The 25,951-nt window shown below is 65.2% G+C and carries 26 protein-coding genes and 3 pseudogenes; 12 read left to right on the forward strand and 17 right to left on the reverse strand.

Translation table 11 applies throughout. The features are described 5' to 3' along the window. Nucleotides 1–393 precede the first annotated feature (393 nt). From JDV75_RS07805 to JDV75_RS07820, 4 genes are all read right to left on the reverse strand, one after another. The gene (locus tag JDV75_RS07805; protein WP_198738712.1) at nt 394–1,290 is read right to left on the reverse strand and encodes a hypothetical protein; all 897 of its coding nucleotides are present in this window, start codon (nt 1,288–1,290) and stop codon (nt 394–396) included. Between the two features lie 183 nt (nt 1,291–1,473). Next, entirely contained in the window at nt 1,474–2,607 is a 1,134-nt protein-coding gene (locus tag JDV75_RS07810; RefSeq protein ID WP_198738713.1) for a hypothetical protein, read from the reverse strand. Beyond that, the gene (locus JDV75_RS07815; protein WP_198738714.1) at nt 2,604–3,515 is read right to left on the reverse strand and encodes an ATP-binding cassette domain-containing protein; all 912 of its coding nucleotides are present in this window, start codon (nt 3,513–3,515) and stop codon (nt 2,604–2,606) included. Before JDV75_RS07815 ends, JDV75_RS07810 begins: the two co-directional genes overlap by 4 nt. Beyond that, complete coding sequence (locus JDV75_RS07820) at nt 3,512–3,886, reverse strand: GntR family transcriptional regulator (protein WP_198738715.1); 375 nt, start codon at nt 3,884–3,886, stop codon at nt 3,512–3,514. Before JDV75_RS07820 ends, JDV75_RS07815 begins: the two co-directional genes overlap by 4 nt. A 347-nt stretch (nt 3,887–4,233) precedes the next feature. On the opposite strand from JDV75_RS07820, the pseudogene JDV75_RS12345 reads away from it, so the two are divergent. Then, a pseudogene (locus tag JDV75_RS12345) lies at nt 4,234–4,807 on the forward strand (NYN domain-containing protein); the annotation flags it as partial. Nucleotides 4,808–5,277: 470 nt separating this feature from the next. After that, a pseudogene (locus tag JDV75_RS12350) lies at nt 5,278–5,628 on the forward strand (NYN domain-containing protein); the annotation flags it as partial. A 70-nt stretch (nt 5,629–5,698) separates the two neighbouring features. Here JDV75_RS12350 and JDV75_RS07830 read toward each other — a convergent pair. After that, on the reverse strand, nt 5,699–6,463 hold the full coding sequence (locus JDV75_RS07830; protein WP_198738717.1) for a PspA/IM30 family protein: 765 nt from the start codon (nt 6,461–6,463) through the stop codon (nt 5,699–5,701). Nucleotides 6,464–6,644: 181 nt separating this feature from the next. Beyond that, the gene (locus JDV75_RS07835; protein ID WP_198738718.1) at nt 6,645–7,013 is read right to left on the reverse strand and encodes a thioredoxin family protein; all 369 of its coding nucleotides are present in this window, start codon (nt 7,011–7,013) and stop codon (nt 6,645–6,647) included. A 229-nt stretch (nt 7,014–7,242) separates the two neighbouring features. Here JDV75_RS07835 and JDV75_RS07840 point away from each other — a divergent pair, with 229 nt between their 5' ends. Then, nucleotides 7,243–7,443: a heavy-metal-associated domain-containing protein gene (locus JDV75_RS07840; RefSeq protein ID WP_198738719.1), complete on the forward strand. Its 201-nt coding sequence runs from the start codon at nt 7,243–7,245 to the stop codon at nt 7,441–7,443. A 113-nt stretch (nt 7,444–7,556) separates the two neighbouring features. After that, nucleotides 7,557–9,845 (forward strand): heavy metal translocating P-type ATPase, encoded by a 2,289-nt coding sequence (locus JDV75_RS07845; protein ID WP_198738720.1) that lies wholly within the window; start codon nt 7,557–7,559, stop codon nt 9,843–9,845. 81 nt (nt 9,846–9,926) lie between these two features. Here JDV75_RS07845 and dnaB read toward each other — a convergent pair whose 3' ends face one another. The 8 genes from dnaB to JDV75_RS07885 all read right to left on the reverse strand — a co-directional run bounded on the left by dnaB (nt 9,927) and on the right by JDV75_RS07885 (nt 18,474). Then, on the reverse strand, nt 9,927–11,417 hold the full coding sequence (gene dnaB / locus JDV75_RS07850) for a replicative DNA helicase (protein WP_198738721.1): 1,491 nt from the start codon (nt 11,415–11,417) through the stop codon (nt 9,927–9,929). 805 nt (nt 11,418–12,222) lie between these two features. Further along, nucleotides 12,223–12,675, reverse strand: coding sequence for a 50S ribosomal protein L9 (gene rplI, locus JDV75_RS07855; RefSeq protein WP_198738722.1), 453 nt, complete (start codon nt 12,673–12,675; stop codon nt 12,223–12,225). A gap of 126 nt (nt 12,676–12,801) precedes the next feature. Further along, complete coding sequence (locus JDV75_RS07860; protein WP_198738723.1) at nt 12,802–13,398, reverse strand: single-stranded DNA-binding protein; 597 nt, start codon at nt 13,396–13,398, stop codon at nt 12,802–12,804. A 106-nt stretch (nt 13,399–13,504) separates the two neighbouring features. Further along, on the reverse strand, nt 13,505–13,792 hold the full coding sequence (gene rpsF, locus JDV75_RS07865; RefSeq protein WP_198738724.1) for a 30S ribosomal protein S6: 288 nt from the start codon (nt 13,790–13,792) through the stop codon (nt 13,505–13,507). A gap of 174 nt (nt 13,793–13,966) precedes the next feature. Beyond that, complete coding sequence (locus JDV75_RS07870) at nt 13,967–14,146, reverse strand: hypothetical protein (protein ID WP_232958384.1); 180 nt, start codon at nt 14,144–14,146, stop codon at nt 13,967–13,969. Nucleotides 14,147–14,165: 19 nt separating this feature from the next. Next, nucleotides 14,166–15,767 carry a glycosyltransferase family 87 protein gene (locus JDV75_RS07875; protein ID WP_198738726.1) on the reverse strand — a complete coding sequence of 534 codons (1,602 nt, stop codon included), beginning with the start codon at nt 15,765–15,767 and terminating at the stop codon, nt 14,166–14,168. A gap of 120 nt (nt 15,768–15,887) precedes the next feature. Continuing rightward, nucleotides 15,888–18,011 carry a transglycosylase domain-containing protein gene (locus JDV75_RS07880; protein WP_418884392.1) on the reverse strand — a complete coding sequence of 708 codons (2,124 nt, stop codon included), beginning with the start codon at nt 18,009–18,011 and terminating at the stop codon, nt 15,888–15,890. Between the two features lie 103 nt (nt 18,012–18,114). Then, complete coding sequence (locus tag JDV75_RS07885) at nt 18,115–18,474, reverse strand: DUF5318 family protein (RefSeq protein WP_198738727.1); 360 nt, start codon at nt 18,472–18,474, stop codon at nt 18,115–18,117. Between the two features lie 231 nt (nt 18,475–18,705). On the opposite strand from JDV75_RS07885, the gene JDV75_RS07890 reads away from it, so the two are divergent. The 3 genes from JDV75_RS07890 (at nt 18,706) to JDV75_RS07900 (ending at nt 20,745) form a co-directional block, all read left to right on the forward strand. Then, nucleotides 18,706–19,158: a MarR family winged helix-turn-helix transcriptional regulator gene (locus tag JDV75_RS07890; RefSeq protein WP_198738728.1), complete on the forward strand. Its 453-nt coding sequence runs from the start codon at nt 18,706–18,708 to the stop codon at nt 19,156–19,158. A 71-nt stretch (nt 19,159–19,229) separates the two neighbouring features. Next, nucleotides 19,230–20,180, forward strand: coding sequence for a universal stress protein (locus JDV75_RS07895; RefSeq protein ID WP_198738729.1), 951 nt, complete (start codon nt 19,230–19,232; stop codon nt 20,178–20,180). Between the two features lie 82 nt (nt 20,181–20,262). Further along, entirely contained in the window at nt 20,263–20,745 is a 483-nt protein-coding gene (locus tag JDV75_RS07900) for a hypothetical protein (RefSeq protein WP_336244310.1), read from the forward strand. 3 nt (nt 20,746–20,748) lie between these two features. On the opposite strand, the gene JDV75_RS07905 is transcribed toward JDV75_RS07900, so the two are convergent. Together JDV75_RS07905 and trhO are read right to left on the reverse strand one after the other, a co-directional pair. Then, complete coding sequence (locus JDV75_RS07905) at nt 20,749–21,051, reverse strand: antibiotic biosynthesis monooxygenase family protein (RefSeq protein ID WP_198738730.1); 303 nt, start codon at nt 21,049–21,051, stop codon at nt 20,749–20,751. A gap of 91 nt (nt 21,052–21,142) precedes the next feature. Further along, on the reverse strand, nt 21,143–22,054 hold the full coding sequence (trhO, locus tag JDV75_RS07910; RefSeq protein WP_198738731.1) for an oxygen-dependent tRNA uridine(34) hydroxylase TrhO: 912 nt from the start codon (nt 22,052–22,054) through the stop codon (nt 21,143–21,145). 160 nt (nt 22,055–22,214) lie between these two features. Here trhO and JDV75_RS07915 point away from each other — a divergent pair, with 160 nt between their 5' ends. The 4 genes and pseudogenes from JDV75_RS07915 to JDV75_RS12355 form a co-directional block, all read left to right on the forward strand. Next, nucleotides 22,215–23,084: a siderophore-interacting protein gene (locus JDV75_RS07915; RefSeq protein ID WP_198738732.1), complete on the forward strand. Its 870-nt coding sequence runs from the start codon at nt 22,215–22,217 to the stop codon at nt 23,082–23,084. Nucleotides 23,085–23,192: 108 nt separating this feature from the next. Further along, nucleotides 23,193–23,372, forward strand: a complete 180-nt coding sequence (locus JDV75_RS07920; protein WP_198738733.1) for a hypothetical protein — start codon at nt 23,193–23,195, stop codon at nt 23,370–23,372. A 154-nt stretch (nt 23,373–23,526) separates the two neighbouring features. Continuing rightward, complete coding sequence (locus tag JDV75_RS07925) at nt 23,527–24,336, forward strand: Fpg/Nei family DNA glycosylase (protein ID WP_198738734.1); 810 nt, start codon at nt 23,527–23,529, stop codon at nt 24,334–24,336. A gap of 165 nt (nt 24,337–24,501) precedes the next feature. Further along, nucleotides 24,502–25,542: pseudogene (locus JDV75_RS12355) on the forward strand (carbon starvation CstA family protein); the annotation flags it as partial. On the opposite strand, the gene JDV75_RS12360 reads toward JDV75_RS12355, so the two are convergent. Beyond that, nucleotides 25,542–25,748: a hypothetical protein gene (locus tag JDV75_RS12360; protein ID WP_418884398.1), complete on the reverse strand. Its 207-nt coding sequence runs from the start codon at nt 25,746–25,748 to the stop codon at nt 25,542–25,544. The pseudogene JDV75_RS12355 and the gene JDV75_RS12360 overlap by 1 nt on opposite strands. 17 nt (nt 25,749–25,765) lie before the next feature. On the opposite strand from JDV75_RS12360, the gene JDV75_RS12365 reads away from it, so the two are divergent. Continuing rightward, nucleotides 25,766–25,900, forward strand: a complete 135-nt coding sequence (locus JDV75_RS12365) for a hypothetical protein (protein WP_418884399.1) — start codon at nt 25,766–25,768, stop codon at nt 25,898–25,900. The last annotated feature ends 51 nt before the right edge of the window (nt 25,901–25,951 follow it).

Genomic DNA, 25,951 nt, shown 5'->3' on the forward strand with positions numbered 1-25,951 from the left:
GAGCATCCGACAGCGGTCGATTAAGGAAGCGACTTACACTCCCCGGCACACGCCACGACCATGAATGATCCGGAAACGAATCAAAAAAACAATTACCCAACCAACAAACACAACCACCCACAAAGGCGGTCCCGCCTGCCGGCAAGATACATTGGCACACTATCGAGTTCTCAAACATCACGCACACAACCAACCAGCAACCCGAAACAGGCAACCAGCCAGGAAGGTGAACAATTTAGGAGCCAGCTTGTGTTTTCCTCACGCCACACAACCACAGGAATCACTTCCCGGCGGGGCGCTGTCGGTCTCGCTGACTCCCACTAATCTACACACACCCCACCACACACACAAACACCCAGGTTACCGCCAGTTTTCAGGATGTTCATCCACCACTCATCCCGCGTTGGTTGCCCTGCCGGTGTTCATACCCAACCAATCCGCCAGCCCCCTCGACCCCGGCCGCCAACGCCGGACCAGCCACCGGTCGGCCACGATGTAGTTGACGATGAGGAACCCCGCCCCGACCACGGGATAGAGGGCCGGATCAAAACCGGTGTCCGGGGGCGACACGACCGGAATCCCCGTCAGACCCATGATGACGATGAGATAGGGCGTCCACCACACGGTGAGCACCGGGAGGATGATCTCGATGGGGGCGATCAGGAATCCCACCGCGATCCACCGGCAGATCCCGGTGATCAGATGGTCATCCGGGTTCACGATCAACACTGACGGCAGTGACGCGGCCGCGGCCATGACCGGATGGAGCAACGCCAGTCGTGTCCGTTCCCGCAGCCAGATCCGTCGGCGACCGTTGAAGGCCGTCCACCGGTCCGGCCGCTCGTCGGATGTGAGACCCGTCATGACCGTCACCAGAGGAAGGATCATCCAGTTCACCCGGATGTCCGTGAGACCGATGATGACCGCGGCGACGGCCGTGAGTCCCCAGCCGATGAGGTTCCGCGGAACAACGTTGCCGGCGATGATCGCCCGGCACGCCCGGCGCGGGCCGCCACCGCTGATCGCCGGATCTCCCGACCTTGGCGTCGCCGTCCGGGGCGCCTCCGCCCAGGTCCGCGTGTTGCGGACCTGGATGACGACGGCCACCACCCAGAACACAACGCTCACCAGAACGACTCCCTCGCCGCGCACGAACCAGTTGATCATGGCGCAGGCGGAGAGGATGACCGCGTACAGCCCCACCCGGAGAAGACGGTGGCGACGCCAGGTCGCGTGGTCGAGGTTGAAGGCCCGGTAGGTGACCGCGCCACCGGTGGATGCCAGTAGCACCGCACCGAGTGCCGCAGCGACCCACGCGGTCCACGCCTACGGACGATATCCCGTGAAGAGGTACCCGTAGAGACCTGCGGCGGAGACCAGGGCCACCAGGACAGGCGGGACCCATGGGTTCGCGTTGCGGAGGATCGCGGTTGATGAACCGCCCATTGTTTTTCACGGTCGGTGTGCCCTTCCTCATCGTCGATTACCGGAGAACCGCTCGTGGAACGTCGCCCCGCTGAGGTCGGTGGCCCCGGCGAGCCGCGGGGAGATCACGAACAGCAGGATGAGCGTCCAGATCGTGAGCGCCGCCAGAGCTCCGGATACGACGCGGACGTCGGTGGAGCCTGTCGCGAAGGCGACGGGGTACGCGGCCACCAGGCTCGCGTACCACCAGGCGTTCCGCCCGATGGCCCACGGTGCGAGCACCATCCCGCTGACGGCGAGGAGTCCGACGGCGAGGAAGACGGGGATCCCCTCGTGGAAGGAGATCGTGCCCCGGAACGCCACGGCCCACGCGGCGGTCCAAACCAGGAGCGCCACCGGGAGGTTGAGCAGCGTCGTGACGTTCCAGTCGCGGACGAAGTCACGTCGCGGCCAGCCGTACGCCCGCCATGTCCTCGCGGCCAGGGGAGCCAGGGCCGCCATGCTCCCGGAGAAGGAGAGCACCATGATCGTGACGAAGGCCAGGTCGTCGGCCTCCCGGACGGCGCCCCACGGCAGGAGGCGGATCATCAGAAGGTAGACCAGCACCCCGACCCAGACCATCACCGTGAAGCGAAGGACCGGGTCGCGGATGACCTGGGCCGCGGGGGAGGAGCCGATCATCGTTCCACGGCTCATCCCGAGGTCCGCCGTCAACCACCACGGTTTCCCGTCGTCGGCCCGGGACCGGGACTCCGGCATCGACCGTCCCCGCCAGACCTGCACGAGAAACGCCGCGGCGAGAATGACACCGACGGGTACGAGCGCGCGCGGGGGAAGAAAGCCGGGTACGACGACCACGAGAGCCACGACGAGGGCGGTGACCAGGGTGAACACCGCTGAGCGCACGATGTGGTGCCTTTTCCAGGTCGCCCCGGTGAGATTCATCGCCCGGTAGCCGTCGGCCGGGGTACGCAGCCACACGAGGGCACAGGAGAGAAGGACGAGTCCGACATAGAGGACGTTCCACCGGTCGCCGTCCTCGATGAACACCATGAGCACACCGGTGAGCAGCACGTAGTCGGCGAGGACGAAAGCGAGGATCAGGCCGGCGCGGCGCCAGTCGCCGAGTGTCAGCATCAGCCGGCGGTCCACGTCGCCACCCGGGGTCACGTGGGGAGTCATCGGACATCACCCGACAGGGCGGTGACGGCGTCCTCGAGGTCGGCGGCCTGGACCCGGACACCGAGTTCGCGTGCCCTCGTCCACAGGGAGTCGATGGCGTCTGCGGTGGCGTCCCGCAGGTCGAGGATCACCCGCTCCTGCCCGGTGAGTTTCTCGCGGGCGAGGACCGTCCCGGTGGACCCGAGCGCCTCGACGAGCGTGTCAATGCGGAACGCGGGACCGGTCGCGGAGAGCACGCCCTCATTGAGGTCGGCGACCTCGGCGGTGAACAGCAGGGACCGTGAGCCGATGACGATGACGGAATCGATGATGGCCGCGGCATCGTCGAGCTGGTGGGTGGAGAGGATCACCGTTCGGGGATGCTGCTCCACATCGGCCCGGAGCTCGGTGTAGAGCACCCTGCGACGCTCGATGTCGAGCCCCAGATAGGGTTCGTCGAGGAGGGTGACGGGACAGCGGGCCGCAAGCCCTATGACGACCTGGAGCATGGACTTCTGTCCGGTCGAGTACTCCGAGTACTTCTTGTCCAGATCGAGGTCGAACAGTTCGGCGAGCTCGAGTGCGCGCGCCATGTCGAAGGTGGCCCAGCGTGCCTCCCCGATCTCCAGGAGCCTGCGTCCCCTCCAGTTCCGCGGTAGCGGCACATCAGCACCCATGAGTACGACCCGGTCCATCACCTCGGCATTTTCGAAGGGCGGGGCGTTGAACACCGTGAGGCTGCCGCCGTTCGTCTCGTGCTGGCCGGCGATGGCGCGCAGCAGCGTGGTCTTGCCCGATCCGTTGGGCCCGACGAGCGCGTGGATGCCGACGTCCGGGACGGTGACACTCAGATCCGTGAGCACGGGTGTCTTCCCGTATCCGATGGTGACGTCGTCCGCATTGATGGTTGTGTTGTTCCTGTGGTTCATGAGTAGAGTCCTCGGCTTTCCGCGACCTGGTCGGTGAGGGTGTGCAGTTCTTCCCGGGTCATCCCGAGTTTGACGGCCTCGTCGATGAGTGGGGCCAGGAAACCGGCGGCGAACGCCTCCCGACGGCGCTGGAGAATCGTCTCCCTGGCCGTGGCGGTGACGAACATGCCGATTCCGCGCTGTTTCTCGAGCACCCCGGTGTCCACGAGCAGGGTTAGGCCCTTGCGGGCCGTCGCGGGGTTGATGTTGTGGAACGCCGCGAGCTCGTTGGTCGACGGGGCCCGTTCGCCGGCGACGAGGGAGCCGTCGACGATTGAGTCCTCGACGAGTGCGGCGATCTGCCGGAACAGCGGCAGGGTGGTTTCCTCCATGGCCCAATCTCCGTCGTCGGATCGGTCGCGAGTCTTTGATGGTTCGTGGGTTGGTTACTTATGTAACTAACCGTACAACCATTTCGAGACACCCGCAACACCCGTCACAACCGGACAGATACGGGGGTACGGACCACACCCCGCCACCCCCCGAACGGGTGAGTCACAGCGCCCACCGATGCCCGGCCACGCACCGATCCCCCTCCTGTGCTGCCGGGACGTCGAAACGTACACCTGAAGCACCCGGGGCCCTACCGCGGGATATCGACGCAACCGGACCGTTTCAGGCATGCTGGACACGAGTGACTAAACGGATTTAGCAAGACAATGAACGGAAATTAGGAGCCATGCTTGAGCGCACACAAGTATTCGTCGATACGTCCTACCTGCTCGCGAGCTTTTACAACTCATGGGAGACGGGGGCACGCGCCCAGTTAGAGATAGACCTGCCCGAGGTTGTCGCCGTCCTCGGCACGATGATCCGGAATCAACTCGACCAGCCCATACAACGACAGATGTGGTACGACGGAATCCCCGATTCGGGCCCGCACCGCTACCAGCGCGCGCTCCGGACATGTGACGGTGTGCAGCTTCGCGCGGGGCAGCTCATCGAGTGGGGTGAACGCCGCACCCAGAAGGCCGTCGACACGCGTCTGGTAGCCGACATGGTGCTCACCGGGATCCGGGGCCAGTGCTCCGACATCGTCCTCGTCTCCGGTGACGCCGACATGCTGCCCGGGGTCCAGGAGGCCACCGCCGCCGGACTCCGCGTGCATCTCTACGGATTCGGCTGGGACTCCATGTCCTCGGCCCTGCGCTACGCCTGCGATTCCACGACGATCCTCGACCCCCGGGAGGACTTCGCGGAATGCATGCAACTGCAGGTCCTCGAGGGGCCTCTCCCACCGGTGGTGAGAACCAAACCGATCGGCGACGCCGAACCCCTCGAGGAAACCGGTCCGACCAGCGTCCCCAACCCCGGAGGGATCACCCCGCCGGTACCCCAGACGTCAGGGCAGTCGGGCACCTCGAACAACAACGGACAGCCCGGGAAACACCGCCCGACGCCCACACCCGGCACCGTCAGCCAGGGACCGCTCCGTGGTTCCGGCGACAACCAGGTCGACGTACCCGGCCCCCCCACCGAGGATCGGGGCCCCGGAGCTCCCGCGATGCACCAGACGGCGTCACCGTCCACACACGCCGGAGCTGAATCACCCCGAGAGCCCGTCACGGCAGAAAGTCCCGAAACGGGCGATCTCCGTGCCGCGGACGCACCCGCCGCGCAGGATGCCACCGACACCACCACGGAATCCCGGGATCAGCAGGGGAGTGGCACCGGCACCGGTGACCCGACACCGGAAACCGGTGCCGCGGGAACCCAGACACCACGCCCCCGGCCCGTTCCGAATCCGTCGATGATGGCTCCGCGGCGGAAACTCCGCTCCCGGTACGTCCCGTTGCCCAGCGAGGTCTGGGCCTCCGACGGATCACAGACCCCCTTCGACGTCGGCCAGCAGTACGCGAGCTGGTGGTACGACAATGCGGCGTCAGGGGAGCAGCGCAACAACGCCCATCAACTGTGCGGCGGCGGTCTACCCCCGGAGATCGATCGCCCTCTCCTCCAGTTCGCCTGCGAGACACTGCACGAGTACACCCTCACCGAATCACAGCGGGTGAATCTGCGAGACGGCTTCCACTCCGGTATCCGGGGCGTTCTGCTCCACATCTCCCGCCGCTGACGGAAGCGACCGGAGACAACGGTGATCCGCCCGCCCTGGTTCATCCGGAGCGGGCGGATCACCGTCTTCATCACCGGTCCGCTGAGTTTTCGGGCCCCCCGGTTATCTCGGGCTTCTTCATCTCCGCGCGGATCTGCTCCAGACGCGCCGAGGCCTTCATGTCGATGCCGGAGTCCCTGATCTCCGTCATCCGCTCCGCGACAGCACTTTCCAGCAGCTCCTGCGATCCCAGGGCCTCCGCATAGCGCCGTTCGATCTTGGCGCGGACCGCATCCAAGGTGGGGACGGAGGAATCGGATTCGCCGATTCCGTCCATCGAGCCTGTGGCGTCGTTGACGGTCTCCCGCATTGCGGCCTGATCCACCTGGGCGCGCAATTCCTGGATCTGGCCCAGCTGCTCCCGCAACCGCGCCTCAGACTCACGGACCTGTGCCTCGGCCTGCTCCGCGGCTTTCACCGCCCGGGCGTGGAGGGCAGAGGTCTCGTCGATCTGGTTCTCCACCGCGACCAGACGCGTGGAGAGCACCTCCGCGGTGGTCATCAGTTCGGCGGCACGGGCGGTGTCCCCGGCCTCCGTTGCGGCGTCGGCGGACCGGAGAGAGTTGCGCGCCTGGTCCTCGAGATCGTTCTTGTCCGCGAGGAGCCGGTTCAGCTTCATCTCCAGCTGGCTGCGGGTACCGATCACGGATGCCGCCTGACGGGCGATGTCCGCGTGCTGTTCCTTCGCGGCGGCGGCGGCCTGCTGGATCTGCACCTTCGGGTCGGCGTTGTCGTCGATCTTCTTGTCCAGGGATGCCATGAGGTACTTCCATCCCTTTGCGAATGTGTTGGCCATGATCTTCTGTCGACTCTCTTCCCGGGGACCGTGGCGGCGCCGAGCTGAATGGCGCCGAACTCACCACCAGTCTAGCCGTGCTGACCACCCCATTCACCGAGCTTTCCGGCCGAAACCTCAAAACCCCTCCCGGGGATGCTCACGCACCCCTCGGGAAGGAAGAGAAACTCCACGGAAACCGCTACTCGGACTGCTGTTCCTTCGCCATCTCGCTCCGCACCTGATCCATGTCGAGTTCGCTGACCTGGGTGTACAGGTCCTCCAAGGCGGCGGCGGACATCGCGCCGGATTCCCGGAACACGAGGATCCCGTCGCGGAAGATCATCAGAGTGGGGATCGACTGGATCTGAAGCGCCGCGGCGAGCCCCTGGTTCGCCTCGCTGTCCAGCTTCGCGAACACAGCCTCCGGGTGTGCCTCGGAGACCCTCTCGAAGGTGGGGGCGAAACGGACACAGGGGCCGCACCAGGACGCCCAGACGTCGACTAGAACTATTCCGCCCTTGGTGACGGTGTCTTCGAATGTGGCTTCGGTTACATCAATAGTGGCCATGGAATAAACACTCCGGATTCTCTGGTTTAGAACTGTGCATCCCGCTCAACACCGGAATCCCGGACGATATTCCCGTCCCCTTGCGGTGGACCCGGTGAACTGGGGTAGTTTGTGCGGGTAGATGACACCGCACCGTCACGGTACCGGAGGAGAACCGGCCCGAACCGGGCTGTCCCTCCGGACTCCCATCGGACGGAAGTGACGGCGACGCGAAAGGACGGAAGAGACAATGACCAAGAATTACCGTGTGGAAGGCATGACCTGCGAGCACTGCAGCAATGCGGTCGTCGAGGAGGTGTCGACCGTTCCCGGTACCCAGGGCGTCGACGTCGACCTCGACAAGGGTGTGGTGACGGTGACCGGTCAGGGATTCACCGACGAGGCAATCTCCACGGCGATTGAAGAGGCCGGCTACAAGGTGGTCGACTGATCCGGTCGCCCCTCGGATCTCACACTCACGACGCCGCCCCGCTGTCTCGACGGCCGGGCGGCGTCGTTTTTCCCGGAAACCGGATCAACGGTTCCCCACGAACAGGAGCAACGATGAACAACACGACCGCATCCACCGGTCCCACAGCACCAACCCGTACCGCACACACCGATCTCACGGTCTCGGGAATGACGTGCACCTCCTGTTCGGGACGGGTCGAGCGCAAGCTCAACCGGCTCGACGGGGTCACCGCCACCGTGAATTTCGCCACGGAGACCGCGTCCGTCGACTTCGATCCAGGTCTCGTCACCCCGGAGGACCTCGTCTCCGTCGTGGAGAAGACCGGCTACGGCGCGAGCATCGTCGCCCCCACCGGCTCAGGCACCGACTCCGCTGATCCCGGGGAGGACTCGCCGGATGTCGCAGACGAGGCCCGCGCGGAGGAGATCGCCGATCTGCGTCGCCGCCTCATCGTGTCCGCGGTGTGCGGTCTGCCGGTCATGCTGCTGTCGATGGTCCCCGCCCTCCAGTTCTACTACTGGCAGTGGGTCGCGCTCGCGCTCACCGTGCCGGTGTTCTTCTGGGGCGGATCGCCGTTCCACCGGGCCACCGTCACGAATCTCCGGCACGGGGCATTCACGATGGACACCCTGGTCAGCATGGGCACCACCGCGGCTTTGGTATGGTCGATCGTCGCACTTACCGTCGGCGACGCGGGTCGACCGGGAATGACGATGAGTTTCCACTTCCTCGCCGACAGTGGTTCCGCACTGCACGACATCTACCTCGACACCGCGGCGATGGTGATCGTCTTCCTGCTGCTGGGCCGCTGGTTCGAGGCCCGCGCCAAGGGGCGTTCCTCGCAGGCGCTGCGCGCCCTGCTCACCCTCGGCGCGAAGGAGGCCACCATCCTCGTCGATGGGCGGGAACAGCGGATACCGGTGGATCGGCTCGCGGTGGACGACGAATTCGTCGTTCGCCCGGGGGAGACGGTGGCCACCGACGGCGTGATCATCTCGGGCACGAGTTCCGTCGATGAGTCAATGCTGACGGGGGAGTCGGTGCCGGTGGACGTCACCCCGGGCGACACGGTGACGGGCGCGACGGTCAACAACTCAGGTCGGCTCGTGGTCCGCGCGACCCGGGTCGGCGGGGAAACCACCCTAGCCCGGATCGGTCGCATGGTCACTGACGCGCAATCCCGGAAGGCTCCGGTCCAGCGACTGGTGGACCGGATCTCCCAGGTCTTCGTCCCCGTCGTCATGGCGGTGTCCCTGGTCACGCTGATCGTCCATCTGTTCCTGGGGTCGAGTACCGCGGAAGCCTTCACCGCAGCGGTGGCGGTACTCATCATCGCCTGCCCCTGTGCCCTCGGTCTCGCAACCCCCACCGCACTGCTCGTGGGAACCGGCCGTGGTGCCCAGATGGGTCTGCTGATCAAGGGCCCTGAGGTTCTCGAATCGACCCGCCGGGTCGACACGATCGTCCTCGACAAGACCGGAACGGTCACAACCGGGGAAATGGCGCTGTCCGGTGTCTCCACCATCCCGGGGATGGACCGTGGTGAGGCACTGCGCCTCGCCGGCGCGGTCGAACAGGGCAGTGAGCACCCCGTGGGTCGGGCCATCGTCACCGCCGCGACGGCGGAAGCGGGGGGCGGGAAGCTGCCGGAGTTCTCCGACTTCGCCGCCCACGCCGGCAGCGGCGTGAGCGCGGTCGTTGAAGGACGTGAGGTCTCGGTGCTGCGTCCGGAGGAGGGGCTACCGCAGAAACTCGCCTCCGTCGTGGTGGACACCCAGTCCGAGGGCGCCACACCGGTCGTACTCCACGTCGACGGTGACCCCACCGCCGTTCTCACCGTCCGCGACCGGGTCCGGGGCACCTCCACGGACGCGATCGCATCGCTGAAAGACCTCGGTCTGACCCCGGTGCTGCTCACCGGCGACAACCGGGGTGCAGCCACAGCTGTCGCCCGGGAGGTCGGAATCGACCCGGACAATGTTCTCGCCGGAGTGTTGCCGGAAGGCAAGGTCAACGAGGTCCGCCGCCTGCAGGACGAGGGCAGGACCGTCGCCATGGCGGGGGACGGTGTCAACGACGCGGCGGCGCTCGCCCAGGCCGATCTCGGACTGTCGATGGGCACCGGTACGGATGTCGCCATCGAAGCGGGCGACATCACCCTCATGCGGGATGGACTCGACGGCGTCGCCGATGCCATCCGGCTGTCCCGCGCGACGTTGCGGACGATCCACGGCAACCTGTTCTGGGCGTTCGGCTACAACATCATCCTGATCCCGGTCGCCGCGATGGGGTGGCTCAACCCGATGCTCGCCGGCGCCGCCATGGCGCTGTCCTCGGTGTTCGTCGTCACCAACTCCCTCCGACTGCGAACCTTCCACTGACCGGGGTACATCCCGTGAAGACGGCAGCGGGGGCGGTGCCCACAGGTACCGCCCCCGCTGCCGTCGTTTTTCCGGACGCGGCTAGCCCATACCCCGGGCAAGATCCCGGAAGCGGGAGTAGTGCAGCTGGTGGGCGACGGCCACGGTCCCGATTGGGCCACCACGGTGCTTGGCCATGATGATGTCGGCCTCTCCCGCACGCGGGTCCTCCTTGTCCTGGGAGTCCGGACGGTACAGAAGCATGACCATGTCGGCGTCCTGCTCCAGCGAACCAGACTCACGGAGGTCCGCCAGCTGAGGTTTCTTGTCGGTCCGGGACTCCGGACCTCGGTTCAGCTGGGAGATGGCGACCAGGGGAACATCGAGTTCCTTGGCCAGCAGCTTCAGCTGACGGGAGAACTCACTGACCTCCTGCTGGCGGGACTCGACCTTCTTGCCCGAGCTCATGAGCTGGAGATAGTCCACCACGATCATCTGCAGGTCGTGCTTCTGCTTCAGCTGGCGGGCCTTGGACCGGATCTCCATCATCGTCAGGTTCGCGGAGTCGTCGATGAACAGCGGGGCGTCGGCGATCTTCCCGACCCGTTTCGCGATGCGCTCCCACTGCTCCGTGGTCATCTTGCCCGACCGCATGTCGGTGAGCTTGATCTCCGTCTCGGCGGACAGTAGGCGCATGACGATCTCGGACTTCGACATTTCCAGGGAGAAGATCACCGAGGCCTTGCCGTGTTTCACCGAGCAGGACCGCATGAAATCCAACGCCAGTGTCGACTTGCCGACACCGGGACGGGCGGCGACGATGATCATCTGACCGCCGTGGAGCCCGTTCGTCAGTTCATCGAGGTCGACGAAACCGGTCGGGATCCCCGCAGCCAGCCCACCGTGGGTCGCCAGAGCCTCGAGCTCCTCCATCGTCGGTTCCAGCACATCCGAGAGGATCGCGTAGTCCGTGGTGGTCTTGCGCTGCGCGATGGCGAAGACCTCCTGCTGTGCGAGGTCGAGCACCGTGTCCGCCTCGGCGGTTTCCGTGCCCTCGTAGCCCAGTTGGACCACTCTCGTGCCCGCATCGACCAGTCGGCGCAGCAGCGCCTTCTCAGCGACGATCTCGGCGTAGTAGCGGGCGTTCGCCGCCGTCGGGACGGAGGAGATCAGGGTGTGGAGATACGGAGCCCCTCCGACCCGGTCCAGATCACCCTGCCGGTCCAGGCGACCCGACACGATGATCGGGTCGACCTCCTTCTGCTCACTGAACAGGTCGAGGATCACCGAGTAGATGATCTGGTGGGCGGGCCGGTAGAAATCCTCCGGTGTGAGTTCCTCGACGATGTCGGTGACCGCACCGGTGGAGAGCAGCATCGCGCCCAGGACACTGCGTTCCGCCTCCAGGTGGTGGGGTGGGACCCGTCCGAACTTCTTCTCCGCGGCCTCGCCCGTGGCGGACCGGAACCTGGGTCGATCACGACGCGCCCGGTCCAGGGGGACGAAGTCGGTGCCGCCCCCTTCGTCCTCCGGAGGCACCTCCGGCGGCACGTAGTCGTCGTCGAAGCTGGTGTCACTGAAACCCGAGGTCACTGAGGTGCACCTTTCACTGTCTGAAGATGATCGCTGAAGCCCATGCGCCGGAGTGCCCGCTGCCGGGAGCTGGATGCTACGCCCCCGGCCCGGTACGGGGCCGGTGGGCGCCAGCCCCAACAGTACCGGCAACACCACGTCCCACGATATGTCGCGCGGTCCTCGATGCCCCTGTGGTGCCGGTACCGGACAGGTACGAATACCCATGGTTTCGAGGGTGCGGAACGACGCCTTCCCGCGTCCGCATGCACCAGGTTATCCACAGGAACTGTGCACAACGTCATGGATAATTGTGTTTCGCGCTGGGGTTTTCGGGACGGCTCTGTGGATAACTTGTGGACAAGAAGTCGAAATTCCGCTGAATTCCAGATAAAATAGCAGGTCAACACATGTAAATGGGCTGTTAGCAACTAGCCGTAGATCGTGGATAACTGTCTCTCACCAGCCGGTTTGACAGCGCGGGGCACGCAGAGTTAGGCGTATCACCGCCGGTCACAGCTTCGCGTTGCACCTCCGGGAGGGCGAGTTATCCACAATGTGACAACGATATTCACATGGTGCAGCAGAAGTGTCACGACGCCACCTGTGCCACACCGGTTGTCACCCTCCACACACGGTGGGTTCCCGTCTCCGCGATAAGGGACGATTCTCCGGTCCGCGGGTTTCGGCCCGACGAAAGACCACGGCCCCAGCGCCTCCCTCCCGGTGAGCGCGGAATGCGGAAACCGGGGGAGGGGCGCTGGGGCCGTGGCTGCTGTTGTCGTTGGGCCGGCACGGTGTGCCGGCCGCCGTCTGGCCGCCTGTCTTAGGCGGAGACGACCTCAAAGTTGATCGGCGCGGTGACGTCACCGTGCAGCTTCACGTCCACCTGGTAGGTGCCGGTCGACTTGACCGTGCCCTTCGCCAGCTTGACGTTGTGCTTGTCCAGGGTGGGGCCGCCGGCCTTCTTCACCGCAGCGACGATGTCGTCTGCCGTGACTGAGCCGAAGAGCTTGCCCTTGTCGGAGGTGCGCACTGCGATGGAGACGCCGGTGAGCTGCTCGAGCTGCTCCTTGACCTCGCGAGCGTGGTCGGTGTCGCGGATCTCGCGGGCCTTCTGGGCGCGCTTGATGTCCTCGATCTGCTTTTCCGCGTTGCGGTGCGCAACGATGGCGTAGCCACGCGGAAGCAAGAAGTTACGTCCGTAGCCGGCCTTGACCTCGACGATGTCCCCGGGGACACCGAGATTGTCAACGGCGGCGGTGAGGATCAGCTTCATGATCCCTGCCTTTCGTTCTGCTTCCCGCCGAACCCGGCGCCGCCTGTGCGGCGGTGTTCAGGTGAGCGGGAAATAATGTGGATGATTGATGCTGGGGGACGTACCCGCGTTCTACGGACCCGAAGGTCAGAACGGGGGCTCGTCATCGGTTGAACCACCGAAACCGCCGGATTGCGGGGCACTGTTCCACGGGTCATTGTCGGGGGCGCGGTTGGCGTTTCCGCCACCGAAACCTCCGGTGTTCTGGCCGCCGCCGAAACCACCGCCGGCGTTGCCGCCACCGAAGTTTCCGCCGCCGGCACTGCCACCGGCACCGCCGCCACCGCCGAAGTTTCCGCCACCCTGGCCGCCACCTCGGGGGGTGCGTGCGACCTGGGCCGTCGCGTACTTCAGGGAGGGGCCGACATCGTCGACCTCGACCTCGAAGACACTGCGCTTCTCACCCTCACGGGTTTCGTAGGAGCGCTGACGGAGTCGACCGGTGACGATGACGCGCATCCCCTTGCTCAGGGACTCCGCGACATTTTCCGCGGCCTGACGCCAGACGTTGCAGGTCAGGAACAGGGCCTCACCATCGACCCACTGCTTCGACTCAGCGTCGAAGCGGCGGGGGGTCGAGGCGATACGGAAATTGGCGACGGCCGCCCCCGAAGGGGTGAACCGGAGCTCCGGGTCGGCGACGAGGTTGCCGACCACCGTAATGTTTGTGTCTCCCTGTGCCATGTCCTTTAACGACCTTCCTTTATGACTCGTGTACTGGGGGTTCACCGCCCACCACTGGTGGTGGGACTGCGTGCGGGAAAAGAGTTTTCCCTACCAGTGTCCCTGCTTAACGGTCAGCCCGCAGCACCTTCGTGCGCAGGATGCTGTCGTTCAGGTTCAGCAGACGGTCGAGTTCCTGCACGGTCGCCGGCTCACAGGTGAGCTCGACGACGGCGTAGATGCCCTCTTCCTTCTTGTTGATCGGGTACTGCAGGCGACGCTTGCCCCAGATATCAACCTTCTCCACGGTGCCGTTTTCCTTGCGGACGACTTCGAGGAACTTGTCCAGGGACGGGGCGACAGTGCGCTCGTCCTGGGAGGGGTCGAGAATGATCATGAGTTCGTATTGACGCACGGACCTCATCACCTCCTGTGGTCTAGTGTTTTGGATCGGCCACACCCTTGTGGTGTGGCAGGAGGGTTCGTTGCGTCAGCAACCCCACCAGCGTACACCAGGACCACAACGAGCCGGAAGCCGGAGCGGAACAGGCACGCCCCGCACCATTGAACCGGTCCCCCACGCTCAGGTTCAGCCGGCCCCGGATCCGGCGAACAGGGTCGCCCAGAATACGGCGATCACGGTCGGTACGACGGTGATGAAGAAGATCGCGACAGTGAAAAGAGTCCAGGTCAACTTCGGGCTGAGTCGGTAGCTGAAGCTCACGTACGACCCGCCGAACAGCAGGAAACCTATGAAGACGCTCGCCATGGTGACGATGACTGCGGTGTTATCCACGATCCGCCACTCCTCCGGGGCCGGTCGAGACAGCTACCTTCTCCTGCGGCTCACCCATTCGCCCCTTCTTCGCGGGCGCACCATCCCCGGCCGGGGAGACCGCACCGATGAAACCCCGGTACGTGGAACCCGGACGCACGAGGAATATCCCCGAGAGTGGATCCACACCGCTGTTCGCGTCGAGCACCGGATCCGTGTGCCGGCCGAGCATCTGTCGTACGACGAGCACCATGATCGTGATGAGAAGAGCCCCCCGGATCACCAGCACCGTATCCAACAGCTCCGGAGGAGCACCCTTGGCGTCATCGCCCGCCATGTGCCACATCAGCACCGGCCAGACCATGGCCTCCGCCAAGCCCCAGGCCAGGAGCAGGCGCCATCGGGGGAGTGCGAGCACCGCGAGGGGCACGAGCCACAGTGAATACTGTGGGCTCCACACCTTGTTCGTCAGGAGGAACACAGCGACGATGAGGAACACCAGCTCCGCCACCCTCGGCTGCCGTCTGGTGAGCACCCCGAGGACAGCTATCGCGAGACAACCGATGAGGAAGAGCGCGAGGGACACGGCGTTCAGGATCACCGGCTCAGCTCCGGGCTCGTCCCACCCGTTCCAGGATGTGTTCCGGGCTGCGATGGCGTAGATGGTCGACCACTCCCAGCCACGCTCCGTATTCAACCTGAAGAACTCGCGCCATCCCTCAGGGAACGCGAGCATGATGGGAAGGTTCACGACGAGCCAGGTTGCGGCACCGGACGCGACCATGACGACAAACGGGCGGAATCGGCGAGTACGCACAGCCAGCACCAGATACGCGCCGAAAATGAAGAGCGGCCACAGTTTCAGGGCGACCCCGAGACCGATGAGCATGCCCGCGATCCCGGGTCTACCCCGCGCCACGGCGAGCATCGCGGCCAGGGCGGCGGCGATGGGGAGGGTGTCGTAGTTGGTGAAGGCGTGCACCACGACAAGCGGGGAGATCGCCATCAGGACAGTGTCCCAGACGCGATGACCCGTCATCGCGTAGACGCACCGCACGGCCAGCACCCAGAACAGGGCCAGGAACAGCGCCGACACACTGAAATAGACCGCCACCTCGGGCGCCGACCCCGCAACCGCATGGACAGCAGTCCAGATGATCCTGGTTATCCGGGCCATGAGCCACTGGAAGAGGCCGGTCAGGACCGGGTACTCCATGTAGCGGGTCGAATCGTTGTCCGTCCACGAATAAGCGTAGGGGAAGTGCCCGTCCTTGAGCCCTTCGGCCCCGTAGAGCGGCACCATGTCGCTGTAACACGCCGAGATCAACTGCCGACTGCCGGACCAGTCGAGATTGGCCACCCCGTCGTCACCGATATTTCCCTGGATGCAGTTGGCCTTCGCCAGCCAACCGAGGGCCAGGAACGCGAGTGCGACGGCGGTGATCACCCGGAGCGGAGTCACCACCCGGGAGGTTCCCGGCGCGCTGAACCGTCCGAACGGGCCCCCCAGGAATTCGATGAAGCCGCGCGCGAGTGGCTCCGTGTGGCCGGGCTGAACCCGATCCAGGTCGCGGTCGATGTCCGCAGGCCTCCTGTTTTTCGGTCTGGTACTCATCGTCCTCATTCGTGCCTGGTCGTCGGGATGTCGGTCAGGTTCATTGTCACCCACGGACCCTCAGCTGCCAACCACCCTGCAGGGGAACCGTGTCTACGGCCCCCCTGCAGGGTGGTTGTGTCAGTTGAAGATGTTCGGGATGGTGATGCCGGGAAGGATCTCCACCTGCTCCGGCGGGGCCAGAACCGGGGCCGGAGCACCGGGAACCTCCGGGACTCCACCCTCGACACCGCCGGCCTCGTCTTCCGCCGGCTCGGCGTCGGGATCCTCGGTCTCCGGCGCGGAAGGCGCAACCGCGGAGCCCGGCGCGGGGGGTACGTACTGCGGTGCCGGGGCATTGTTGAATCCGAGCGGCTCCGCCTCGGGGAAGGTCTCGAGGGGCTTGCCCTCGAGAGCACCGTCCATCGTCGCCTTCCAGATCTGGGCGGACAGCCCGGCCCCGTACATGTTTCCGCCCCAGTAGTTACGCAGGGGGGAATTGTCGACGGTGCCGACCCACACGGCGGTCGCGAGCTGCGGGGTCGCGCCGATCATCCAGGCATCCTTGTTGAAGCCGGTGTCACCCAACTGGGTGGTTCCCGTCTTGGCTGCCGACACGCGTCCGCCGGCGAGTTGGTTCTGGTTGGACCAGGCGGCGATCGGTGCCATCGCGCTCATGACGTTGTTGGCGACGTTCGCGGCCACCCGGCGCTGACCGGTGGTGGGGGTGTGTTCGTAGAGGACCTCGTCGTTCGAGGTCGCGACCTTCTCCACGAAGTAGGGCTCGTGCCAGACACCCTCATCGGCGAGGGTGGCGAGTGCGATGGCCTGGTCGAAGGGCCGGGACTCGTACTGGCCGAGGATGATCCCCTCGTAGGGCTGACCACCGTTCTCCGTGAGGGTCGCGGGATATCCGGGCAGTGAGCGGGCCATGCCTAGGGCGTGGGCCATGTCAGCGACGTCCTGGGAGCCGTTCGCCAGGTCCTGCTCGAGACGGATGAAGCTGGTGTTGTGGCTGCGCTTGAGTGCTTCGGCGATGGTGCAGTAGCCACAGCCACCACCACCGACGTTGGTGACGGTGACGTTGCCGGTGGTGACCGGCTCGGAGGAGTACATGGTGGCCAGCGGTATGCCCTGCTGGAGCGCTGCGGCGAGCCCGTAGATCTTGAAGGTCGAGCCGGTCTGGATCGGGGCGTTGGCGTAGTCCCATCCCGCCGCGTCATCCCCGCCGTAGTAGGCGCGCACCGCCCCGGTGGACGGCTCGATGGAGACGACGGCTGAGCGCAGCTTCTCGTCCTCCCCGTCGAAGATCCGGTTCACGTTGTCGACGGCCGCGTTCTGGTTCCGGATATCGATGGTGGTGGTGATGCGCAGGCCACGGGTGTCGAGGTCCTCCTGGGTGATCCCGACTCTCTCGAGCTCCGCGACGACCTGGTTCTTGATCAACCCGTTGGCTCCCGTCGCTTCGACGTACGCCCGGTTCAGGGCGGGGTCGACGACCTCGGGGTACACGGCGGCGTCACGGTCGGCCTGGGAAAGGTAGCCGGTGGCCACCATTCCGTCCAGGACGTAGTTCCACCGCTGTTCCGCCTCCTCCCGGTTTGTCCATGGATCGAGCTGGCTGGGGCGCTGAATGGACGCGGCGAGGACGGCCGATTCCGCCGGGGTGAGCTCTGCGAGGGGTTTACCGAAGTAACCCTCGGCGGCGGCCGCGACACCGTAGGAGTTACGGCCGAAGTAGATGGTGTTCAGGTACGCCTCGAGGACATCATTCTTGGACCACTCGTTGGCCATCTTGGCGCTGATCACGAGCTCCTTGAGCTTCCGCTCGTAGGAGCGTTCGTTGCCGACGACCGCATTCTTCACGTACTGCTGTGTGATGGTTGAACCGCCACCGGCCGACTCATCGCCGGTGATCTGTCCCTTGACGGCGCGGGCGAAGCCAGTGACCGAGAATCCGGGGTTGGTGTAGAACTCGCGGTCCTCGGCCGCGAGCACGGCCCCGCGTAGTGCCTCCGGGATCTGGTCGAGTTTGACCTGTTCGCGATTACCTTCCGGGGGAACGATGCGGGCCAGTTCGGTGGTCCCGTCCGAGGCATAGATGTTCGACACCTGTTTGTTGACGAGTTCCTCGGGCTCCGGTACATCAGCCATGACATAGGCGGTCAGGACGGCACCCACCGGGGCGACGACGAACAGGACGAACGCGGTCGCCAGGGACCAGATGAGCCAACGGCGACGACGGGAACCGTGCGCGGTGTCCACCCCGTCCCCGTCGTTGTTGTTGTACCGGTTTTTTCTAGTCACCTTTGTGTCCACTCCATCGGATTGTTTCTGTTGACTTCACGTACCACGGTCCGTGGTCGGTTCATGGCCCGACCTCCCGGGCGCTGAGCAGATGGTTCCAGTGACAGTCGGGGCAGACCTCGACGTTGTGCACCGTGAACTCCCGTCCGGCGTCAGCGAAACGCTCGATCTCCTCCACGCTACGGGCGCTAGATGACATCTTCCCCAATGATTCACCAAATATCCACAGAACCACGCGGAGATCAGCACCGCCGCAGATCGGGCAGGGACGCCCGACCGACTCACCGTGGAAGCGGGAGGCCGCGAGCAGCCGGAAGTCCCCGTCGCACACCGTTTCCCGGGACACCCTGCCGGCCCGCCAGTCGGCCAGCAGACGACGGCGCGCCCACTGATGACTCACTTCGCCGGAATACGTGACCACACGTACCACTCTATCCGTCACCGGGTGAAAGCCCCGGCACACCGCGGCAACGGCCACGAAAACCCCGGGGACGGCCGTGTGGCACATTCTTTACTTTTGTTCGTGAACGGACTTTTTACCCCGTGCCGGGCCCGGGACCAGCACGGACAGCTTCTTTGCACAGACATCGCAGCGTACGGCGGTTAAATCGGGATTGCACGGGCATCCCGGAAAGCAGTTAAGATTGGAAACATGACTGCTGCAACCCCGATGGATATCGCCGCCCAGATCCGGCCGGCCATGACAAAGCTCTACGTGACCTACTTCCGCATGGCAGAACAGTCCGATCTGACTGGCCCGCAGCTGACGATCCTGACCCGACTAGCCGAACACGGTGCCTCCCGCATCAGCGAGGTCGCCCGCCAGGAGGGCATCCGCATGCCGACCGCCTCAAACGCCCTGCATCAGCTTGAGCACCGGGGCATGGTCGAGCGAATCCGTGACACCAGCGACCGGCGTGGGGTCCGCGTCCAACTCACCGAGCTGGGCCGGACCGAACTCAAGCGCGTGGGCGATGAGCGCACCACGTACCTCGCCGAGATGCTCTCCTCCCTCAGCCCGGAGAAGCTTGAGATCGCCGAACAGATCGTCCCGGTCGTCACTGAACTGGCCGAGCGCTATTCCGCGAACCAGAAGAACGCCTGATCGCTTCCCCTACCGAGTGACCACACCCGGACCGCGCTGCCGTGGACGGAGACCGAGGACCTTGACAACGCATGTCCAAGAAGAACGCTGAACCGGAGGACACATCCCCGCCGATTCGCGTTCTCGTCGCGTGGCGCCCCGACGACTCGGGCGCGGAGGCGGTGGAGTTCGCGGCCTGGTTGGCGCGCACCACGCACATCCAGGTACGCGCGGTCACCGCGTTCACCCGCCCGTGGCCGTCGTCATCCCTGAGTCGACTCGGCGGAAAATACCGGAAATGGCGGAGGAAGGAGGCCGCCGCGTGCGAATCGCGGGTGCGCAAGGCACTCACCGCCGCGGAACTGCCCGACTCGATGTGGGACAAGAATGTGTCGGTGTTCGCGGACGGCCCCTCGGAGACAGCGATCCTGACGCAGGCGGCCGATGACTTCGAGGCCGATGTCGTTCTCCTCGGTTCCCACGGATCCGCGCCGAAGCGACGCTTCATGGCCGGTTCCACCGCAGATGCCCTCCTGCACTCATCTCCCCGCCCACTGGGCCTCACACCCCGCGCACCGAAACTCTCCCGGCGTGGTGTGACACGCATCAATTGTGCGTTCATCGACTCGGAGAACGACCGGAGTTTCCTCGCCGACGCCGCAGATCTCGCCTCCCGGTGGGGGGTACCGCTGCGGATCGTGTCCTTCGCCCCGGAGGGGATAGCCGATTCCCCGGTGAAGAGCACCACCGATCTGGAATCGGAGATTCTCGTCGAATGGCGGGAGCACACCCTGGCGGTGCTCGACCAGGCCCGGGATGCCGCCCTGGACAGACATCCGGAGATCAACGTCGACACCGAGATCGGTTCCGGATGGGGTTGGTCAGGGGCCGTTGAATCCGTGAAATGGAAGAAGGGCGATCTGCTCTATCTCGGGTCCGCCCTCATGGGATCGCTCGAACGGGTGTTCATCGGGTCGAGCACGAATGAGATTCTCCGCCACTCCCGGGTACCGGCGATCATCCAGCCGGCCCACGGTCAGTGACCGCACCCGGGCACACGGCGCACCGGAACGGGACTATCGTCGGGGGTGATCGAACCAGACGACAGGGAAGGCGGGAGCCGTAGTGAATGACACCCGGAAGGGGGCAGGGGACGATGACCGGGACCGGCGTATCCACCTCGACCCCGTCCTCGACAACGCCCCGCGTAGGGGCGCTTCTTCGCTGGACTATGAGGCGGACCCCCTGCTGCGGCTCGAGCGCAACAACTCATCGACCAGGCAGGCGATCATCTATGCGCTCGCGATCCCGCCACTGACGTTTCTCACGGCGTTCGTCGTCGCAATGATCTCCCGTACACAGGGCGGACCCCTCTGTGACGCCGGCACATCGTCCTGGATCTGCTCACGGACGTACGAGATCCTCTTCCCGGTCGTTCCGGGCATGGTGACACTGGGCGGAACTCTCGGCGCCGCCTGGCTCACCTACCGGCGCTGGGCCCGCTACGAGCGCTGGCGTCCCTGGCTCGCGGCACTCTGGCCCCTCATGCTGTTCACCCTCGCCTGGATCACCGGCGTGGGGACGATGGCCGTGGTCGGATCTTCCTGAAACCTAGGGGTTGGCTTCGAGAGCGATCTCGAACTCGAGCAGTTCGGCACCCGTGGCGACGGGTTCCTTCTTCTCTCCGGCGTGTGCCTTCCTGGCGTCGCCGTCGCGCCACGCGACGAACGATTCCTCGTCCGCCCACCGGGTGACCACGAAGTAGCGCTCCTCGCCCGCGACCGGGCGAAGCAGCTGGAAGCCCTCGAAGCCGGGGGAGTTGTCCACCGTGTGCTTCCGCGCCTCGAAGCGCTTCTCCAGTTCGGCACCCTTGCCCTCGGGAACGGTGATGGCGTTGATCTTTATTATGCTCATGCTCACCAACCTACTCCGGGAAACCTCACGACGCAGGAAAGGAAGCACGGATGCAGCCCCCGCCGCGAGGGCACCCGCCCCGGAGCGGCGCTCAGACGCCGACAGACGTCGCACGCCGACAATCGGTGCAGTGGGAACCGGGCCGCGTAGCCGCGCAGTCGTCGCAGATGAGGACCTGCCGCCGGCACTTCTGATTGGCGCAGTTCCGGTAGGTGTTGGTTCCCCCGGAACAGTGGATGCACCGGCCGAACTGCACGAAATTGTGGTCGGTTGCATCACCGAACTCCATGTGCATCCGCCGGTCGAAGACGTAGAGGGACCCCTCCCACAGTCCGTCGTTTCCGTAGGTCTCCCCGTAGCGGACGATCCCGCCGTCGATCTGGTACACCTCCCGGAAACCCCGCTTCTTCAGCAGCGCGCTGAGGACTTCACAGCGCACACCGCCGGTGCAGTAGGTCACCACGGGGCGATCCTTCAGGTCGTCATACTTGCCGGATTCGATCTCGTCGATGAAATCGTGGGTGGTCTCCACGTCGGGGACGACCGCGTCGCGGAATCGACCGATCCCGGCCTCTATCGCGTTGCGCCCGTCGAAGAACACCACTTCGTCCCCCCGGGAATCGACCAGCTCATTGACCTCCTCGGGCTTCAGGTGCACACCGCCGCCGATGACACCGTTCTCGTCGACATCGAGGTCCTCCGGGGCCCCGAAGGCGACGAGCTCCTCCCGGACCTTGACGCTCAGTCTCGGGAAGTCCGCGGCCGAACCCTCGGAGAACTTGAACTCCATGTCCCGGAACCCGGGGTAGGCGCGGGTCGCGCGGATGTACCGCTTGACCGCCGTCAGTTCGCCGCCCACCGTGCCGTTGATGCCGTGGCGCGATATCAGGATCCGGCCGGTCAGTTCCAGCGACTCGCAGAGCGTGCGCTGCCACAGCATCACCGCCGTCGGATCCGGGATCGGTGTGAAACGGTAGTAGAGGAGAATCTTGCTGATGGCCACGGTGAAAAAGTCTAGCCGGGTCCCTCCGGCCCACCTGCACGCCCCCATCCGGACACTTGCACACGCTCTGCACTTTTTATGGAAATCGGTTAGCCTGTGCTAACCGGCACCCCGTTCGGGTACGGCGCACCAGACCCGATGAGAAAGGCCCGTCGTCGCCATGTCACTGAGGAACACCCTCTACCGCACGACCATGAAAACCATGTCCGCGGTCATGAAACACAACATGGCCATGCCTGCAGATGCCGAGATCCGGGAGGAACTCGTCCGGGCCGGGGTCACGTCGGCCCAGACACTCTCCCCGCAGCTCAGGAGGATCGCTCTCGGCGCCCCAGAATTCCGGGGGCTGAACAGTGCCGGCCCGGACGAGTACGTCGCACTGATCATGCCCGGCGAGGGGAAACCCCTGACGATGCCGGATCCGACGATCCTCAACCCGCGGGCCGCGCTCGCCGCCATCGACGAGGATCTCCGCCCGAGCATGCGGTACTACACGATCCGGAGAATCCACCCGGACAGCGCGGAAATGGTCATCGACATCGTCACCCACGGAGATTCGGGCCCGGGTTCCGCCTGGGCGCTTCGCGCCACCGAGGGGGATGAGGTCGGGGTCCGCTTTCTCTCCGCCGCCTACCGGGAGCCCGATGGGCCGCAACTACTCGTGGCCGACTCGACCGCCGCACCGGCACTGTCGGCGATCCTCGAATCCGTAGACGAGACGGCCCGGTCGCGGACACACACAATCGTCATCGCGGAATCGGATGACCTCCTGGCCCCGGACCTGGCGCGGCTCGTGTCGGGGATCGGTTCCTGCACCCGACTGACCGCGTCCCCGGGGGACGCCCCTTCCGCAGGAATCGCGGCGATCGACGCCCTGCCGGTCGCGGTCGACGATCTCGCCTACGCGTGGATCTGCGGGGAGCAGTCCATAGCGACCGCCCTGCGCCGCCACCTGGTCAAGGAACGGGGGATGGACCGGAAGAAGATCTTCTTCTCTGGATACTGGCGGTCGGGTAGGGAACGCGGATGATTCGGTAGGGTCTGCGTATGGACTCTCTGCTGTTGCCCATGGTGGTTCTCGCCGGCGGTACGCTGTTCACCGGCTACCGGGGGTGATCGAATACCGGAGTCCCCCACCGTGCACCCGGCGGCACCGTCCGTCACCCATCTGCGGGCGATCCTGTGGCTGATCGCCGTCGCCTTCTTCGTCCTCTCACTGTGGATGCTCACCCGGGGTCTCATCGTTTTCGCGGGCACAGTCACGGTCTGCGCCCTCGTGGTCTCCGTACTCGCCTACCAACGGGTGGGGAAGAATTAACGGAAGAGATCAATAATCTCCTATTTCAATTATCGAACTGCCGACGATTCCTATATCCAATTATTTGAGCAGCTCTTTTCCCCTTCCTCCGCCAACGAAGAACAGCGGCCATTCGTGAGGTGCCGAACGTCCACACCTGAAATAGCCTGGAAGCATGCCAGAAGGTCACGTAATACACCGCCTCGCCGAACACCTGAATACCACGTTCGGTGACCGCGAACTCGAGTTCTCCTCACCCCAGGGGCGCTTCGCCGTTGAGGCGGCCAGCCTCAACGGGCACCGCATCGCGCTCGCGGAAGCCTGGGGCAAGCAGCTCTTCATCGACGTGGACCTCGACGCCCCCGAACACATCATCCACATCCATCTGGGACTCATCGGCGGGCTGAAACTCACCCCCTTCGCCGATCCGACCGGCGCGGTGCGCCTCCGGATCACCAACGGGCACACCGCCGCAGACCTCCGGGGACCGCAGTGGTGCCGACTGATCACCGACGCCGAACGGGATGCTGCGGTCGCCAGGCTCGGAGCAGATCCCCTGCGCCCGGACGCCGATCCGGAGTCCACGTGGATCCGGGTCCACCGGTCGAAGAAGTCCATCGGGGCACTCATGATGGACCAGAAACTGTTCGCCGGTGTCGGCAACATCTACCGGGCCGAGGTGCTCTTCCGCCTCGGCCTCGATCCCCGCACGCCCGGAAAGAACCTCGACAGGGGCGAGTTCGACGCCATCTGGGCGGATCTTGTAGACCTCATGGCCACCGGAGTGCGGGATGGACGGATCGACACGGTACGCCCGGAGCACACCCCGGAGGCGATGCACCGGGAACCGCGCGAGGACGACCACGGGGGAGAGGTCTACGTGTACCGCCGGGCCGGACAACCGTGTCACGTCTGCGGCACGCCCGTCGAGACCACCGTCCTGGAGGGCCGAAACCTGTTCTGGTGCCCCCGCTGCCAGGGGTGATCTCTCCACCGGACCGTCGATAGCGTGCCCGAACACCCACGGGACGCACCGTTTCACGAATAGCCCGACCAAGAACCCCCGTCGTGTTGTTTTCCGGCGAGGCCTGTTCCACATTCGCCATATGTGATCTAACGCACTCCATCCCCTGGGGGTGCTCCCCCTCACATGCCGACCGCACACCGCTCCGCGAGGGCGGACGTACCGAAACGGAAAGACCTCCACCATGAACGCACTTTTCCTCGCCGTCATCGGCGTCGCCATGATACTCGGCGGTTATTTGCTCTATTCCAGGTACCTCGGTTCCCGGATCTACAAGCTCAACGCGTCGTTCCGGACGCCCGCGCACACTCTGGAGGACGGCGTCGACTACGCCCCACCAACAAGTACGTGCTCTGGGTGCACCACTTCACCTCCGTAGCCGGTGCCGCACCCATCGTCGGGCCGGCCATCGCGGTGATCTGGGGGTGGGTACCGGCCTTCCTGTGGGTCACCATCGGCACCGTGTTCATCGCCGGAATGCACGACTTCGGGGCCCTGTGGGCCTCCGGCAGACACCGCGGGCAGAGCATCGGCACACTGTCGGGCAGGTACATCGGCCGGAACGGGCGCAACCTCTTCCTGGTGATCATCTTCCTGCTACTGCTCATGGTCAACGCCGCATTCGCGGTCGTCATAGCGAAGCTGCTCGTGACCACACCGACCTCCGTCATCCCCACCTGGGGCGCGATCATCGTCGCGCTGCTCATCGGCCAGGCCATCTACCGCCTGAAGTGGAACCTCCCGATGGTCTCTCTCGTCGGCGTCATCACCCTCTACGCCCTCATGGTCGTCGGGAACTCGATCCCGATCGTCCTCCCGGACACCGTCCTCGGGCTCAATCCGAACGGGTTCCGGATCGTCGTCCTCTTCCTCTACGCCGGCGTCGCCTCACTGCTGCCGGTGTGGGTGCTACTCCAACCACGGGACTACATCAACGGTCTGCAGCTGTTCGTCGGCCTCATCATCCTCTACGGCTCCATCGCGCTCTCCCCGCCGACCGTCGTCGCCCCGACCTTCAACACCCGACTGCCCGAGGGCACTCCGTCGATGATCCCGCTGCTGTTCGTCACCATCGCCTGCGGCGCCATCTCGGGTTTCCACGGCCTGGTCTCCTCCGGGACCTCGTCCAAGCAGATAGACAGGGAGAACGACGAACGCTTCGTCGGCTATTTCGGTGCCGTCGGTGAGGGACTGCTGGCCCTCGGCGCGATCATCGCCACCTGTGTCGGGTACCAGACGATCACCGAGTGGCGTGAGGGGTCAACTCCGCGTTCGGCAAGGGCAGCGTCGGTGCCTTCGTCGAGGGCGGATCCGGGATCATCCACGCCGGGCTCGGCCTGCCGCCCTTCCCTCTCCGCCACGATCCTCGCCACGATGGCGGTGCTTTTCCATGGACACCGGTGTCAGGCTCCAACGTCTCGTCGTCCAGGCGATCGGGGATCATCTCGGTGTGAAGCTGTCGAACATCGTGGCCACGGTCATCGTCCTCGTCGTCGCACTCGGCCTGACCTTCTCCTCCGGCTGAGACGGTTCCGGTGGACTCGCCATCTGGCCACTGTTCGGCACGACGAACCAG

The organism is Corynebacterium meridianum, assembly GCF_016342265.1.
Classification (GTDB): Bacteria; Actinomycetota; Actinomycetes; order Mycobacteriales; family Mycobacteriaceae; genus Corynebacterium; species Corynebacterium meridianum.

Bases quoted from the DNA above. Each gene is read 5' to 3' on its own strand.
- JDV75_RS07905 (WP_198738730.1), bottom strand. From the start codon at position 21,051: ATGAGCATAATAAAGATCAACGCCATCACCGTTCCCGAGGGCAAGGGT.
- JDV75_RS07840 (WP_198738719.1), top strand. From the start codon at position 7,243: ATGACCAAGAATTACCGTGTGGAAGGCATGACCTGCGAGCACTGCAGC.
- JDV75_RS07875 (WP_198738726.1), bottom strand. From the start codon at position 15,767: ATGAGTACCAGACCGAAAAACAGGAGGCCTGCGGACATCGACCGCGAC.
- JDV75_RS07815 (WP_198738714.1), bottom strand. From the start codon at position 3,515: ATGAACCACAGGAACAACACAACCATCAATGCGGACGACGTCACCATC.
- JDV75_RS07810 (WP_198738713.1), bottom strand. From the start codon at position 2,607: ATGACTCCCCACGTGACCCCGGGTGGCGACGTGGACCGCCGGCTGATG.
- rplI (WP_198738722.1), bottom strand. From the start codon at position 12,675: ATGAAGCTGATCCTCACCGCCGCCGTTGACAATCTCGGTGTCCCCGGG.
- JDV75_RS07835 (WP_198738718.1), bottom strand. From the start codon at position 7,013: ATGGCCACTATTGATGTAACCGAAGCCACATTCGAAGACACCGTCACC.
- JDV75_RS07890 (WP_198738728.1), top strand. From the start codon at position 18,706: ATGACTGCTGCAACCCCGATGGATATCGCCGCCCAGATCCGGCCGGCC.
- JDV75_RS07820 (WP_198738715.1), bottom strand. From the start codon at position 3,886: ATGGAGGAAACCACCCTGCCGCTGTTCCGGCAGATCGCCGCACTCGTC.
- JDV75_RS07830 (WP_198738717.1), bottom strand. From the start codon at position 6,463: ATGGCCAACACATTCGCAAAGGGATGGAAGTACCTCATGGCATCCCTG.
- JDV75_RS07895 (WP_198738729.1), top strand. From the start codon at position 19,230: ATGTCCAAGAAGAACGCTGAACCGGAGGACACATCCCCGCCGATTCGC.
- JDV75_RS07925 (WP_198738734.1), top strand. From the start codon at position 23,527: ATGCCAGAAGGTCACGTAATACACCGCCTCGCCGAACACCTGAATACC.
- JDV75_RS07915 (WP_198738732.1), top strand. From the start codon at position 22,215: ATGTCACTGAGGAACACCCTCTACCGCACGACCATGAAAACCATGTCC.
- JDV75_RS07845 (WP_198738720.1), top strand. From the start codon at position 7,557: ATGAACAACACGACCGCATCCACCGGTCCCACAGCACCAACCCGTACC.
- JDV75_RS07870 (WP_232958384.1), bottom strand. From the start codon at position 14,146: ATGGCGAGCGTCTTCATAGGTTTCCTGCTGTTCGGCGGGTCGTACGTG.
- JDV75_RS12365 (WP_418884399.1), top strand. From the start codon at position 25,766: ATGGACACCGGTGTCAGGCTCCAACGTCTCGTCGTCCAGGCGATCGGG.
- JDV75_RS07860 (WP_198738723.1), bottom strand. From the start codon at position 13,398: ATGGCACAGGGAGACACAAACATTACGGTGGTCGGCAACCTCGTCGCC.